This is a genomic window from Micromonospora sp. B9E7 (assembly GCF_039871815.1).
Lineage (GTDB): Bacteria > Actinomycetota > Actinomycetes > Mycobacteriales > Micromonosporaceae > Micromonospora.
Genome location: NZ_JBDPLX010000032.1, coordinates 30,199 through 43,264, shown reverse-complemented (window position 1 = coordinate 43,264; position 13,066 = coordinate 30,199). Strand labels below are relative to the sequence as shown.

Sequence of the window (13,066 nt, the reverse complement as noted above, 5' to 3'; positions counted from 1 at the left end):
TCAGGGAGCCTTCGGGCAGCCGTGTTCGCGCTGCCACGCAGTGACCTCGGCGGCCGGTTCCCGATTACCGCCGCGCCGCCAGGAATCCAGGTAACGCGCCGGCCAGAGCACCCCGCGCCGGATCCACCAGCCGTCCTTGCCGGTACACGGCGGCGAGATGCCGAAGTGCACATGGCACACGTTGTTGGCGTTGCCGGTGCGCCCCACCTTGCCGAGCTGCTGCCCGGCACGGACCCGCACCCCGGCATCGACGCCGCTGGTCACGACGCTCAGATGCGAGCCGTAGTAGCGCACCCCGTCGTCGCCGAGCAGGGAGACCGACAGGCCGCCGTTCTCCGGGCCCTGCGGCCCACGCTTCGTGTACCGGTCGACCCGACTCACCTCCAGCACCGTCCCGTCGGTCACCGCGACGAACGGCTCACCGCAGTCGGCGAAGAGGTCCGTGGCCGGGTACGCCCCGTGCGTCGGGTGGTAGTCGACGTTGTTGGCGCGTACCGGGAAGACGTGCCGCAGCCCGGCGCGCGGTGCCGTCGCCGACGGTCCGGCTGACGACGGTGTCGAGGCCGGGGCCGGGGAGGTGGCCGTCGGCGACGGCACCCCCGGCTGCTCGGCGGTCCCCCAGACCGCCGGCGGCGTCGGCGCGGCGCCGTCGGCCGGCGCCCCCGGCCGGGTGGTCGCGCAGCCGGCGACCAGCACCGGGGCGAGCAGCAGCAGGATCGGGTACGCCGGACGCGCGCGGCGGTCGATCGTCGGCGAGCGCATCCGGTCATCCTGGCAGAGCCGGTACCGTGGGCACGAGCGACGCGCGTGAGGGAGGGCAGCGACGGTGACCATCGCCCGACCCGAACCTGGCTCGGATCCCGGTGCCGTCGTCCGTCCGGTGGCGCGTACCCCCTCGGGTCTCTTTCCCGCCGGGCCCCCGCACCGCCCCACCTACCGCGAGCCGCACCCGGTCACCGGTGGCGGTGTCGCCGCCGGCGGGGCCGCGGCAGCAGGCTGGATGCTGCTGTTCGGCCTGCTCGGCACCGACGTGGCCAGCTACGCGTGGTGGACGGTGGTGGCCGGTCTGCTGGCGTGGCTGACCGCCCTGGTGCTGGTCCGCTACGGCGACCGAGGGGTTGCCACCGGAGTCGCCATCGTCACCGCGGGGGGCTGGAGCATCGCCGCCGCCGTGCTGGCGGTCCGCTGGGCCACCAGCGGTGACTGGCCGCTGTGGTGACCGGCTCCGGCTGCTCCCGTGAGCATCCCGAAACGGCTCCGTAACGGCGTCGACGACTGCACGGTGTGCCCGGTTGGCTGCGTAGCGAACGCCGTCTTGACGTGGCCGCCGAGACTCGGCACGCTCGGCAGCATGGCCTGGACCACCCCGCGACAGGACCCCGATCGCAGCCGCCGTCGCCTCCAATTGTTGGCGGAGTTGGCGGGTGCCCGTGCGGTCCGTCAGCGCAGCCGACCGCAGCGGCAGCGCACCGAGCGTCTGCGCCAGCTCATCGCCACCCGCCGTCGGGTAGCCGGCTGACCGACTTTGACAGGAATGACCGGCCTTCGGGGCGTTGACCGGTCGCCTGCCGACCTGACCGGCTAACGTGCACGCGTAACGAGTCGGCGCTGTGCCGAGGGGCTATTGGGGGGACCGTGTCGTACTTCGCTGCGGCCGTGGTGCGTGACGACAGTGGCTGGACCGCCGCCGAGGTCAGTCTGCGTGGCGCCACCGACATCGACGAGGTCGCCGACCGGCTGCGGGACGTCGACCAGGAGGCCGACGTGTCGCTGCTCTTCGTCGAGGCAGATGACGCGTATCTGGTGGTCCTGCGTCTCGACGAGGGCGAGGACCTGCGGGTGTTCGGTTCGGATTCCGCGTACGCCGAGGAGTCCCAGCTCGGTGCGCTGCTGGTCGGTGACCTGAAGACCTCGGTCACCGGGCTCGACGGCGACGAGGAGCCGCGCCCGGCTGCCAGCGGTGACGAGGAGAGCGAGCAGCCCGTCGTCGACCCGGAGGCCGACCCCGTCGGTGACGCCGACCTGCTGGCCAATCTGGGCATCTCCGCGCAGCGGCTGCTGACCCTGTGCACGCACGAGGGGATGATGCCGGCGGACGTCACCGCCGAGATCTGCCAGGTGCTCGGCTGTGCGGACGAGGTCGAGGAGCTGCGTGAGGTCTGAGCCGGCCGACGCCACCGATCCTTCGCTGGAGTCGATCCGGCCGGGGCAGCCCACCCCCGGTGCGGTGGGGCGGGCCGGTCCCGGCGCCCACGAGGGCCTGGCCGACCTGGGTGAGGTCGGGCGACGGCAGCGGCACGAGCTGTGGATGCGCCGCGCGCTGGAGGTCGCTGTCACGGGCCCCGCAGGCACCACCGACGTGGACGACGTGCCGGTCGGAGCGGTGCTCTACGGGCCGGACGGCACCGAGCTGGCCGTCGGGCGCAACGAGCGGGAGCTGACCGGCGACCCCACCGCCCACGCCGAGGTGCTGGCCCTACGCCGGGCTGCCGAGCGGACCGGCCGGTGGCGGCTGGACGGCTGCACCCTGGTGGTAACCCTCGAACCGTGCACCATGTGCGCGGGTGCGCTGGTGCTTGCCCGGGTCTCCACCGTCGTCTTCGGTGCGTGGGAGCCGAAGACCGGCGCAGCCGGCTCACTCTGGGACGTCCTGCGCGACCGTCGACTCAACCACCGGCCCGAGGTCTACGGCGGTGTGCTGGAGGCCGAGACCTCCGCCGTGCTGCGCGCCTTCTTCCGCTGAGGTTCTGCCGTCGGTCAGGCCGGCGGAAGGGTGACCGTGACGATCAGGCCGCCGGCCGGCCGGGGCTGCGCCTCGGCGGTGCCGCCGTGGGCCCGGGCCACCGCGCGGACGATGGACAGCCCCAACCCGAAGCCCCGCGCGCCGGCGACCCGCTCCCGCGACAGCCGACGGAACGGCTGGAACATCGTCTCGACGTCGTAGCCGGCGATCGCCGGACCGGTGTTGGTCACCGTCAGGGTGGCCTGGCCGTCGATCAGGCCGGTGCGCACCTCGACCCAACCGTCGGCGGGCAGGTTGTGCCGCACCGCGTTCTCCACCAGGTTGACGGTGAGCCGTTCCACGAGCACCGGGTCACCGCTGACCGGGGCCGGTGCCAGCGAGCGGCGCACCGGGACGTCGGGTGCCTGCTTCCCCACCTGATCGATGACGTACGCGCAGACCTCGGCCAGGTCGACAGGCGTACGCTCAGTCAGCTCGTTCTCCGAGTCGGCCAGGGTCAGCAGGCCGTCGATCAGCCGCTCGTGCCGCTCGTTGATCGCCAGCAACGACTCACCCAACCGGCGCGTCTCCGCCGACGCCTCGGGCCGACTGACCGCCAGCTCCACCAGGGCCCGGTTGAGCGCCAGCGGGGTACGCAGCTCGTGCGAGGCGTTCGCCACGAACCGCCGCTGCCCGTCGAAGGAGCGGTCCAACCGTTCCAGCATCTCGTCGAACGTGTCGGCGAGTTCGCGTACCTCGTCGGGCGGGCCGGTGAGCGCGATCCGCTCGTGCAGGCCCCGGCCGGCGGTGTCCGCACCGGCGATCCGCCGGGCCGTCCCGGTGATCTGGTGCAGTGGCTGCAACGCCCGACCGGCGAGCAGCCAGCCGAAGGCGATCGCCACCGTCGACACCACGATCAACGCGATACCGCCCTGGGTGAGCAGCGACTCCAACGCGTTGCGCTTCGCCTCGTCCTGCACCTCCTGCAACAGGGCGCGCAGGTTGTCGACGTTCTGCCCGCTGGGCGTCGTGGGGGAGGTCTTCGGGAGGTCGCGCAGGCTCACCCCGAACGGCTGCGGCATCCGCTGATCCACCAGCACGTACGTGACGGCGAGCAGGACGATGCCGGCCAGCAGGAAGAGCCCGCCGTAGATGAGGGTGAGCCGGGCGCGGATGGTCAACCGTTTCATCGGATCTGGTACCCCGCTCCGGGCACCGTCTCGATGACCGGTGGGTCACCGAGTTTGCGGCGCAGCTTCATGACGGTCACCCGGACGACGTTGGTGAACGGGTCGATGTGCTCGTCCCAGGCGCGTTCCAGCAGGTCCTCCGCGGAGACCACGGCGCCGTCCGCGCGCAGCAACTCGGCCAGCACCGCGAACTCCTTGCGCGACAGCGCCACGTGCCGGTCGTCCCGGCGTACCTCGTGTCGGGCCGCGTCGAGCTGGATGCCGGCGCGACGCAGCGTCGGAGGCGCCGCCGGGCGGGACCGGCGGGTCAGCGCGTGCACCCGGGCCGACAGCTCCACCAGGGCGAACGGTTTCGTCAGGTAGTCGTCGGCGCCGAGCGCCAACCCCGCCACCCGCTCCCGTACCGCCGCCGACGCGGTCAGCATCAGCACCCGGGTCTCCCCGCCCGCGTCCACGATCGCCCGGCACACGTCGTCGCCGTGCACCACCGGCAGGTCCCGGTCCAGGACCACCACGGCGTACTCGTTGACGCCGAGCCGTTCCAACGCGGCGTCCCCGTCGTACGCCACGTCGACCGCGAACGACTCCCGACGCAGCCACTCGGCGATGGCGTCCGCCAGCACGTTCTCGTCCTCGACCACCAGCACTCTCACCCCTCCATGGTCCTCGGAGTGCGGTAACGGCGGCGTAACCGCTCACGGTTACGCCGGAGATACGACCGCTGCCGTGCACTGATGGCACGTTCGGCCAATCGCGCCGGACCTGAGCGGAAGCGGACACCATGCGACGAAAAATGCTGGCGGTCCCCGTCCTGCTCGCCCTCGCGCTGCCCGGGTGCGGCGCGGGAGGCGACGACGGCGGCGGGGTCGCGACCGCCGGTGGGGCGAAGACCGGCGCCACGGCGAGCAGCGCGCCGGTCAGTGACTCGGACCGGCAACTCGCCTTCGCCCGATGCATGCGCGAGAACGGGGTGGACATGCCCGATCCGGAGGCGGGCGGCCGACCAGGCTTCCGGTTCGGGGCGGATGTGGATCAGCAGAAGGTCCAGGCTGCCATGGAGAAGTGCCGGGACAAGCTGCCCAACGGTGGGCAGGGGCCGCAGCTCAACCCGGAGCAGGCGGAGCAGATGCGCACGCTGGCCAAGTGCATGCGGGAGAACGGGGTGCCGGACTTCCCGGACCCGGACGCCGACGGGCGGGTTCGGATCGGGGCGGGAGACAACGCGATCAACATCGGCGATCCGGCCATGAAGGCCGCGCTGGAGAAGTGCCGGCAGCACGCGCCGCAGTTCGGCGGTGGCCGGTGAGCGGCACCATCCGACGCTCGCGGTTGCGCGCCGCCGTCACCGGGGGCATCGTCCTGCTGGTCGCCGCCGTGGGCGTGGTCGCCGCGGTGGGATTCGGGGGTGGTGCCGGCGGCGACCGTGCCCGGGCTGGGAGCGCGCCGCCGGCCACCGCCACTGTCACCCGGCAGACCCTCGCCGACTCGGAGACCGCCGACGGCGAGCTGGGGTACGGCACGACGCGTACCGCCACGGCGAAGCTCAGCGGCACTGTCACCGCGCTGGCGGCGACCGGGTCGACGGTGCAGCGGGGCAAGCCGCTCTACCTCGTCGACAACGAGGAGGTGGTGCTCCTCTACGGCGGTCTGCCCGCGTACCGGACTCTCGCTCCCGGGATGGAGGGTGCCGACGTCGCGCAGTTCGAGCGGAACCTGGAGGCGCTGGGCTACACCGGTTTCACGGTCGACGACGAGTACACCGGCAACACCGCCGACGCCGTCCGGGACTGGCAGGAGGATCTCGGCCTGGCCGAGACCGGCCGGGTCGAGCAGGGGCGGATCGTGTACGCCGACCGGGAGGTCCGGGTGGAGAGCCACCAGGCCGCCGTCGGTGATCTCACGCAGCCTGGCCAGGCGGTGCTCACCTACACCGGCACCGACCGCGTCGTCACCGTCGAGCTGGACGTGGACGACCAGCGGCTGGCCAAGCGCGACGCGAAGGTTGCCGTGAAGCTGCCGGACGGCCGGGCGGTGGACGGCACCATCAGCACGGTCGAGACGATCATCCAGGCCGGCGCGGCCGGCGCCAACGGGCAGTCCGGCGACGCCGAGACGAAGATCGAGGTAACCGTCGCGGTGACCGACCCGAAGGCTCTCACCGGGTTCGACCAGGCCAGCGCGGACGTCACGTTCACCGTCTCGGAACGCCGGGACGTACTCACCGTGCCGGTGGCGGCGCTGTTGGCACTCGCCGAGGGCGGCTACGGCGTCCAGATCACCGAGGGCGGCGCGAGTCGTGTCCTCGCGGTGACCACCGGGCTGTTCGCCGACGGCCGGGTCGAGGTCACCGGCACCGGCATCACCGAGGGCACGACGGTGGTGGTGCCGACGTGACCGGCGAGGTGATCGTGCTCGACCGGGTCAGCAAGAGGTACGCCGGCGAGGTCGTCGCACTGGACGACGTGTCGCTTCGGATCGGTTACGGCGAGCTGGTCGGGATCGTGGGGCCGTCCGGGTCGGGAAAGTCGACCATGCTGCACCTGATCGGCACGCTGGACCGGCCGTCGTCGGGCAGCGTGCTCATCGACGGGTACGACGTGGCGAAGCTGACCGACCGGGAGCTGTCGGCGCTGCGGGCCACCCGGATCGGCTTCGTCTTCCAGCAGTTCCACCTGGCCCCCGGCGTTCCGATCGTGGACAACGTGGCGGACGGGTTGCTCTACTCCGGCGTACCCCGGGGGAGGCGGCGCGAGCGCGCGGAGGCCGCGTTGGTCCGGGTTGGCCTGGGTCACCGGTTGGGGCACCGGCCGCACGAGCTGTCCGGCGGTGAACGGCAGCGGGTGGCCGTGGCCCGTGCGGTGGTCGGCGAGCCGGCGGTGCTGCTCGCCGACGAGCCGACCGGCAACCTCGACTCCAGCTCCGGCGCGGGGGTGTTGGAGCTGCTGCGCGACCTGCACCGGGCCGGCACCACGGTCGTGGTCATCACGCACGATCGGGAGATCGCGGACGGCCTGCCCCGGCAGGTGCGGATGCGCGACGGCGCGGTGCGGCACGACTCGGCCCTCGCGTCGGGCGGGGTCGGCTGATGGCGGCGCCGACCCCGGCCCGGCTCAGTCCGGCCCGGCTCGTCCCGGCCCGGTTGGGACCGGCGGACGTCCTGCGCGTTGGCGGGGTCGGGCTGCGGACCCGTCCGCTGCGGGCGTTCCTCTCCGCGTTGGGCATCGCGATCGGCATCGCCGCGATGATCGCGGTCGTCGGCATCTCCTCGTCGTCCCGGGCCGAGCTGGACCGGGCGCTCGACGCGCTCGGCACCAACCTGCTCACCGTCGAGCCGGGCAACACCCTGTTCGGCGCGGACGCCCAACTGCCCTCGGAGTCGGTGGGGATGATCCGGCGGATCGGCCCGGTGACCGAGGTGTCCGCGACCGGGCAGGTCGCCGACGCCAAGGTCTACCGCTCGGATCGGATCCCGGCGGCGGAGACCGGTGGCATCGCCACCCGGGCGGCCCGGCTGGACCTGCTCGGCACCGTCGGGGCGGAGGTGGCCACCGGCACCTGGCTCAACGAGGCGACCGCCCGCTATCCGGCGGTCGTGCTCGGCGCCACCGCGGCGCAGCGACTCGGGATCACCGCAGCCGACCCGCAGGTGCAGGTGTGGTTGGGCGGACGGCCGTTCACGGTCGTCGGAACCCTCGCCGTCGCACCACTCGCCCCGGAGCTGGACACGTCGGCGTTGATCGGGTGGCCGGCGGCGACCGACTACCTGGGCTTCGACGGCCACCCGACCACCGTCTACACGCGGGCACAGGAGTCGCAGGTCGAGGCGGTCCGGTCGGTGCTCGGCGCGACCACCAACCCGGAGGCGCCGAACGAGGTCGAGGTGTCCCGGCCCTCGGACGCGCTGGCCGCCGCCGAGGCGACCGACGACGCGTTCACCGGCCTGCTGCTGGGCCTCGGCGCGGTCGCACTGTTGGTCGGCGGGGTCGGCGTGGCGAACACGATGGTGATCTCGGTGCTGGAACGGCGGGCTGAGATCGGCCTGCGCCGGTCACTCGGAGCCACCCGGGGTCAGGTGCGCTCCCAGTTCCTCGCCGAGTCGCTGCTGCTCTCCGCGCTCGGTGGGATCGGTGGGGTGTTGCTGGGGATCCTGGTCACCTCGGGCTACGCCCTGTCCCAGGGCTGGCCGACCGTGGTGCCGGCCTGGGCGATGCTCGGCGGTGTGGGCGCGACCCTGGTCATCGGCGGCCTCGCGGGCCTCTACCCGGCGGTGCGCGCCGCCCGACTCGCGCCGACCGAGGCGCTGGCCGCGGTCTGACTGGCGTGGCGGCCCGGGCTGGAGTGGCCGGTGGGGCTGGCGTGGCGGCCCCGGGCCCGGCGTGATGCGGAAGAGCGGTATGACTCAGAGGCATATTCATACCTCTGAGTCATACCGCTCTCGGCAGTGACACCGCCCGCCGGAACGGATCAGGCGATGATCGTGTCGAGGGCGATCTCGACCATCTGGCTGAAGGTCTGCTCGCGCTCCTCCGAGGTGGTCTTCTCGCCGGTCTTGATGTGGTCGCTGACGGTCAGCACGGTCAACGCGCGGGCCTTGAACCGTGCGGCGATCGTGTAGAGCGCCGCCGACTCCATCTCCACCGCCAGCACGCCGTAGTCGGCGAGGGTGTCGTAGAGGTCCGGCCGGTCGGTGTAGAAGGCGTCCGCCGCCAGGATCGGCCCGACGTGCATGTTGATGCCGCGCCGCTCGGCCACCTCGACCGACGTACGCAGCAGCCCGAAGTCGGCCACCGGGGCGTAGTCGATCAGCCCGTCGAAGCGCATCCGGTTCATGTTCGAGTCGGTGGACGACCCGATCGCGGCCACCACGTCCCGCAGTTGCAGGTCAGTGCTGAGGGCGCCGCAGGAGCCGACCCGGATCAGCGTCTTCACGCCGTACTCGTTGATCAGCTCGTGCGCGTAGATGGAGGCCGACGGCATGCCCATGCCGGAGCCCTGGACGGAAACCTCGACGCCGTTCCAGCGGCCGGTGAAACCCAGCATGCCCCGAACCGTCGAGTAGCAGGTGGCGCCCTCGAGGTAGGTCTCCGCGATCCACTTGGCCCGCAGGGGGTCGCCCGGCATCAGGACCCGCTCGGCGATCTCGCCCGGCTTCGCGCCGATGTGCGTACTCATGGCAAAGATCCTGCCAGGCCGGCCGGGGTGATACCGGTTCGGCGTCCGAACCAGCGGTCCTGTACCCTCGTCGGCGGTGGCGTGTCCGAGCGGCCTAAGGAGCACGCCTCGAAAGCGTGTGAGGGTTAACGCCCTCCGAGGGTTCAAATCCCTCCGCCACCGCTCTGTAGTGCGAAAACGCCCGGTCGATCCGCGAGGATCGACCGGGCGTTTCTCTGCCTGGTCTCAGTCGCTGTCGACCCCTGGTGCCTGCGCTGCGTCGAGCGAGCGCCCCGTCACTCTTCGCGCTTAATCTCTGCGGGCTGGTCGAGCTGCTGCTGTCGCTTGTTCTGCTCGTCGCGCAACGTCTCAACGGTGTCAGCGAAGCGAGCGGTGTACAAGGGCGTCAAGGACGAGCCGCATCCCCAAGGTAGCCACCGGCTGCTTCGGCCAGTCCCTCGCGTGGCGGCTGCCCGGCCGGTGTCTCGGCGATGCCGGAAACCTTGCTGGACGATCAAGCCGCCAGAGGTAACTTCCCACCAACCGCATCGGGAACGGCGCTCGAACCTTGTGCCGACGGTCGAGCCGGTCGACGTAATGTCGGCGCTGTCACCAGGTGCCCCGCACTCGGATGACGGGGGCGAGTGGGTGGTCTATACGCCAGTTGTACGGCGGTTGTACGGGCCACACCGTACCGTTCTGCTGTCCAGACCGGCCCATCGGGGAGCACCCCCGTGCGCCCTGTATGCGCGGCAACGCACGACGCCCAAGCGGGACCGTTTATCCACACCCCGCGCGCGGCGACCCTCGCCCCACAGTCGTACTACTGGAGGATCTTGCCTCATGCGTAAATCCATCGTGGCCGCCGCGACGGCGCTGAGCGTTGTCGCGACCGGTCTCGCCGTGGCTGGAGTCGTCGTGCCCGCCGGGCCGGCGGCTGCGGCGCTCAGTGACGTTCCAGCGGACTGTAGTGTCTCCACCGCGGCGTACCGTTCCGATGGGCAGCGTCTCAGCTACGTGTACTCCGACAGGACGACCAGCACCAAGGCCTACGCCAACGACAATCTTGGCTGGGTGCCGTCGGCGCATCAGCAGATCGGTGCCTCTGGTGACGACACCAGCTTCCGCAGCACCGAGTACGCCGCCCATCCGACCGACGGCTGGCTCTACAAGGTGAGCCGCCAGGGCGAGTTGGTCGACGGCACCTGGAGAGTCACGGCGATCACCGCCAGCCGCCTCAAGAACGGGTTCGCCGATACCCGCATCCTCGCATCGGCGTCGCCGTACCTCTACCGCGTGGCGGGCACTTCGCTCTACCGCTACACGGAGACCTACGTGGACGACGTGTTCACGCTCTCCGCGCCGGTGCGGCTGACCACCACCGGCTGGGACACGGTCAACACACTGACCTACGAGCGCAGCGGCGGAACGGGCAGCGCCGCCGTGGACGTGCTGATCGGCACCAAGGCCAACGGGGAGCTCAAGGAGTGGCGAGTCAACCGGGCCACCCCGACGACGATCACCTCGAAGGTACTGCGGGCGGGCGGCTGGGGACCCTTCACCAGCCTCAGCACGGGCTACTGTGACGCGCACCCCAACGGCCGGCCGCTGCTCGGGATCACCGCCGCCGGCTCGGCCTCCGTGCACTTCGACGCCCTGAAGACGGACGGAGTCGGCACGGACATCAAGGGTGGCTCCCTCGGCTCGCTCGGCTGGACCGCGAAAGCCTACGGTCAGTAGCGGGAGGACCTCCGTGAGTCCGTCCGAGACCAGCTGTACTCGGACGGACTCGTCCGAACTCACAAGATGACGGACCGGCGCGCGTGCTTCTGCGGTCTGCCCATCCACTGCAGATGTTGGTGTCGAACGTGTTGGCGACGTGCTCGAACGTGATCGAGTCGAGCGGACGGAATTTGCCGCCGCCGGCGTTGGCGAACACCACGTCCAGTCCCGCGCCCCGCTCCTCGATCGCCCGCATCACCGGGTGCGGAGATCGCGCTCACCGAGTTCGCCGCCGCGTCCGGCGCGCGGATGCCGGCCGGCCGCACGTCGGGCTGGTCGGCTCGGGCTGGTCAGCAGGGGCCGGCGCCCTCGTCGAAGAGGCGGCGGGCCCAGTCCGCGTACCCGGCGATGGTTTTTCGGACCGTGCGTCCGTCGTGCAGGAACAGGTACGCGCGGTCGCCGCTGCGGGCGAGCAGCCCGTCGAGGCGGTGCGTCCCCTGAGGAGCGTCGAGCCGGGTCACCAGCGGGTAGCGCGCCCAGACCTGGTCGACGGGTGTGCCTGCGGTGATGCCTTCCGGTGTCCGCATTGGATCCCCGACCCAGAGCAGCACCAGTCTGTCCTCCATGAAGACCGGGCTTACCGTGTCGTGGCCGACGAGCATCGGCCCACAGGAATCCAGGCTGGTACGCAGGATGCCGCGTCGGGTCAGCTCGTCCTCGGTGTCGCCGAACTCGATGTTGCGCAGGCCGTTCAGGTCGATGATCTCCACGCTGCCGGCGGGCCGGCCGTCCGGGATCGACCCGGTTGGCGGTACGCCGCTGCCTGCGATCGAGGCAGCCGTCATCAGCGTGGCAATAAACGCAAATTGTCGCAATTTCATGGAATCCCCCAGTCCCCAACGGAGCGAGGGCGTTGAGGTTGCTGCCGGTCCCCGTATTTCTGAGCGGCCTGCGTTCCGTCGGGCGGGATGCCCGGACGATCGGTGCGGATCGCCCGGGCGTCTCCAGGTGTCAGGGCAGGGTACGGATTCGCAAGGTCACCATTTCCGGCTCGGCCAACTGGTCGGTGACCGCGTAGATCTTGTTGCCGGCCACGGCCAGCGCTCCGTGGACCACGTTGTGCGCCCACGTCTCCTGGTTCGGCAGGTGCCCGAACTCGAACGTGGCCACCGGCGTGGTGCCGCCCGGCTCGAAGACCCAGACGTCCTTGTCGTACGACGAGTTGGTGCCGGCGACGACGAGGCCGTCGGGCCGGATCGCCACGGCGTTCGGGTACGGCACCGTCGGATACCGGTGCACCTCGACGAGGTCGGACGTACGCAGCACCGGGTGGTAGTACGGCGCGCCCGAGGGGACGATCACCTCGGTGCCGTCCGGGGTGATCGCCAACTGCTTGACCGAGCCACCGTCGGTCCGGCTGATCGCCCTCTGGACGAGCCCCGTCGCGGTGGCCTCGAAGCGGACCAGCAGGGCAGGGCTGGTGCCCGTTGCGCCCGCGATCACCATGTCGGGTTGGGTGGGCGAGGTGGCCAGCAGCATCGCGGAGCTGATCCGCTCGTCGATGGCTTCGACGCCGTACACGTCGAACTTGCCGGTCGCGAGGTCGACCCGGCCGATGCCCGCCGTCGGCTCGTTCTCGCACCCCCAGGAGACCCAGAGCTGGCCGGCTGCGAAGGCCAGGTCCTTCGGGCAGGTCATGGTCCCGTCGGTCTTTCCGGTGAACTGGCCGTCCAGCTCCCAGGTGTCCAGGTCGACGATCCTGAGCCAGTCCTGATCGCCGGCGGCGATGTAGAGCTTGCTGCCGTCGGGGCTCAGCGCCATCCCGGCGGCACCCGGTGCGATAGCCGGGAGAGTGCGCAGCGGGCTACCGCTCAGGTCGGTGACGATCAGGCCGTCGGTGCCCTTGCCGCCGGTGATGTAGACCCGGCCGCGAGCCTCGTCCACCAGGATGTCGCCGAAACGGAAGCCGGTCGTGTACCCCGCAATGGGGATCTGCACGTTCACGTCGGTGCTCGGAGGCGAGGTGGTGGTTGTCGGCGTCGGCGTCGGCGTTGGGCCGGCGGTCGGGCTGGACGTCGGCGAAGGGGTCGGACGAGGCTTCCCCGGCCGTGGAGACTTGGACGTCCTGTCGACCTTCGACCGGCTGCTGTCGGCGACCAACTGCGCCTCCGCGACGTTGCCGCCGGTGGCCCGGTCGTCGCCCGGCGTCGCGGTACGCGCCACGGCGGTGCCCGCACCGGTGGCCAGGAGAGCGAACACGCCCGCTCCCGCCATCCAGATC

Annotated in this window: 15 protein-coding genes and 1 tRNA gene; 10 read left to right on the top strand and 6 right to left on the bottom strand. The window is 71.4% G+C overall.

The window, feature by feature from the left end; genetic code table 11:
• Nucleotides 1–762, bottom strand: coding sequence for a peptidoglycan DD-metalloendopeptidase family protein (locus ABGB10_RS31860; RefSeq protein ID WP_347664680.1), 762 nt, complete (start codon nucleotides 760–762; stop codon nucleotides 1–3).
• Between the two features lie 70 nt (nucleotides 763–832).
• On the opposite strand from ABGB10_RS31860, the gene ABGB10_RS31855 reads away from it, so the two are divergent.
• The 4 genes from ABGB10_RS31855 to ABGB10_RS31840 all read left to right on the top strand — a co-directional run bounded on the left by ABGB10_RS31855 (nucleotide 833) and on the right by ABGB10_RS31840 (nucleotide 2,743).
• Nucleotides 833–1,219, top strand: a complete 387-nt coding sequence (locus tag ABGB10_RS31855; RefSeq protein ID WP_347664696.1) for a hypothetical protein — start codon at nucleotides 833–835, stop codon at nucleotides 1,217–1,219.
• Nucleotides 1,220–1,351: 132 nt separating this feature from the next.
• Nucleotides 1,352–1,519 (top strand): hypothetical protein, encoded by a 168-nt coding sequence (locus ABGB10_RS31850; protein ID WP_167454701.1) that lies wholly within the window; start codon nucleotides 1,352–1,354, stop codon nucleotides 1,517–1,519.
• Between the two features lie 116 nt (nucleotides 1,520–1,635).
• A complete protein-coding gene (locus tag ABGB10_RS31845; protein WP_347664679.1) occupies nucleotides 1,636–2,163 on the top strand; it encodes a tRNA adenosine deaminase-associated protein in 528 nt (175 codons plus the stop codon).
• A 34-nt stretch (nucleotides 2,164–2,197) separates the two neighbouring features.
• On the top strand, nucleotides 2,198–2,743 hold the full coding sequence (locus ABGB10_RS31840; RefSeq protein ID WP_347664695.1) for a nucleoside deaminase: 546 nt from the start codon (nucleotides 2,198–2,200) through the stop codon (nucleotides 2,741–2,743).
• A 14-nt stretch (nucleotides 2,744–2,757) separates the two neighbouring features.
• Here the strand turns inward: ABGB10_RS31840 and ABGB10_RS31835 are convergent, their stop codons facing one another.
• Nucleotides 2,758–3,912: an ATP-binding protein gene (locus ABGB10_RS31835; RefSeq protein ID WP_347664678.1), complete on the bottom strand. Its 1,155-nt coding sequence runs from the start codon at nucleotides 3,910–3,912 to the stop codon at nucleotides 2,758–2,760.
• Nucleotides 3,909–4,565: a response regulator transcription factor gene (locus tag ABGB10_RS31830; protein ID WP_347664677.1), complete on the bottom strand. Its 657-nt coding sequence runs from the start codon at nucleotides 4,563–4,565 to the stop codon at nucleotides 3,909–3,911. Before ABGB10_RS31830 ends, ABGB10_RS31835 begins: the two co-directional genes overlap by 4 nt.
• 140 nt (nucleotides 4,566–4,705) lie before the next feature.
• Here ABGB10_RS31830 and ABGB10_RS31825 point away from each other — a divergent pair, with 140 nt between their 5' ends.
• The 4 genes from ABGB10_RS31825 to ABGB10_RS31810 are packed head-to-tail and all read left to right on the top strand — an operon-like array spanning nucleotide 4,706 to nucleotide 8,227.
• Nucleotides 4,706–5,218 carry a hypothetical protein gene (locus ABGB10_RS31825; protein WP_347664676.1) on the top strand — a complete coding sequence of 171 codons (513 nt, stop codon included), beginning with the start codon at nucleotides 4,706–4,708 and terminating at the stop codon, nucleotides 5,216–5,218.
• Nucleotides 5,215–6,306 (top strand): peptidoglycan-binding domain-containing protein, encoded by a 1,092-nt coding sequence (locus tag ABGB10_RS31820; protein WP_347664675.1) that lies wholly within the window; start codon nucleotides 5,215–5,217, stop codon nucleotides 6,304–6,306. The genes ABGB10_RS31825 and ABGB10_RS31820 overlap by 4 nt, the downstream gene beginning before the upstream one ends.
• 8 nt (nucleotides 6,307–6,314) lie before the next feature.
• Nucleotides 6,315–6,998: an ABC transporter ATP-binding protein gene (locus ABGB10_RS31815; protein WP_347664694.1), complete on the top strand. Its 684-nt coding sequence runs from the start codon at nucleotides 6,315–6,317 to the stop codon at nucleotides 6,996–6,998.
• Nucleotides 6,998–8,227 carry an ABC transporter permease gene (locus ABGB10_RS31810; protein ID WP_347664674.1) on the top strand — a complete coding sequence of 410 codons (1,230 nt, stop codon included), beginning with the start codon at nucleotides 6,998–7,000 and terminating at the stop codon, nucleotides 8,225–8,227. Before ABGB10_RS31815 ends, ABGB10_RS31810 begins: the two co-directional genes overlap by 1 nt.
• 149 nt (nucleotides 8,228–8,376) lie before the next feature.
• On the opposite strand, the gene deoD is transcribed toward ABGB10_RS31810, so the two are convergent.
• Complete coding sequence (deoD, locus tag ABGB10_RS31805; protein ID WP_110563627.1) at nucleotides 8,377–9,084, bottom strand: purine-nucleoside phosphorylase; 708 nt, start codon at nucleotides 9,082–9,084, stop codon at nucleotides 8,377–8,379.
• 75 nt (nucleotides 9,085–9,159) lie between these two features.
• Here deoD and ABGB10_RS31800 point away from each other — a divergent pair.
• Together ABGB10_RS31800 and ABGB10_RS31795 are read left to right on the top strand one after the other, a co-directional pair.
• A tRNA-Ser gene (locus tag ABGB10_RS31800) sits at nucleotides 9,160–9,246 on the top strand.
• Nucleotides 9,247–9,906: 660 nt separating this feature from the next.
• Nucleotides 9,907–10,803 (top strand): hypothetical protein, encoded by an 897-nt coding sequence (locus ABGB10_RS31795; protein ID WP_347664673.1) that lies wholly within the window; start codon nucleotides 9,907–9,909, stop codon nucleotides 10,801–10,803.
• Between the two features lie 332 nt (nucleotides 10,804–11,135).
• Here the strand turns inward: ABGB10_RS31795 and ABGB10_RS31790 are convergent, their stop codons facing one another.
• Nucleotides 11,136–11,630 (bottom strand): hypothetical protein, encoded by a 495-nt coding sequence (locus tag ABGB10_RS31790; RefSeq protein WP_347664672.1) that lies wholly within the window; start codon nucleotides 11,628–11,630, stop codon nucleotides 11,136–11,138.
• Between the two features lie 166 nt (nucleotides 11,631–11,796).
• Entirely contained in the window at nucleotides 11,797–13,044 is a 1,248-nt protein-coding gene (locus tag ABGB10_RS31785; protein WP_347664671.1) for a hypothetical protein, read from the bottom strand.
• Nucleotides 13,045–13,066: the final 22 nt, after the last annotated feature.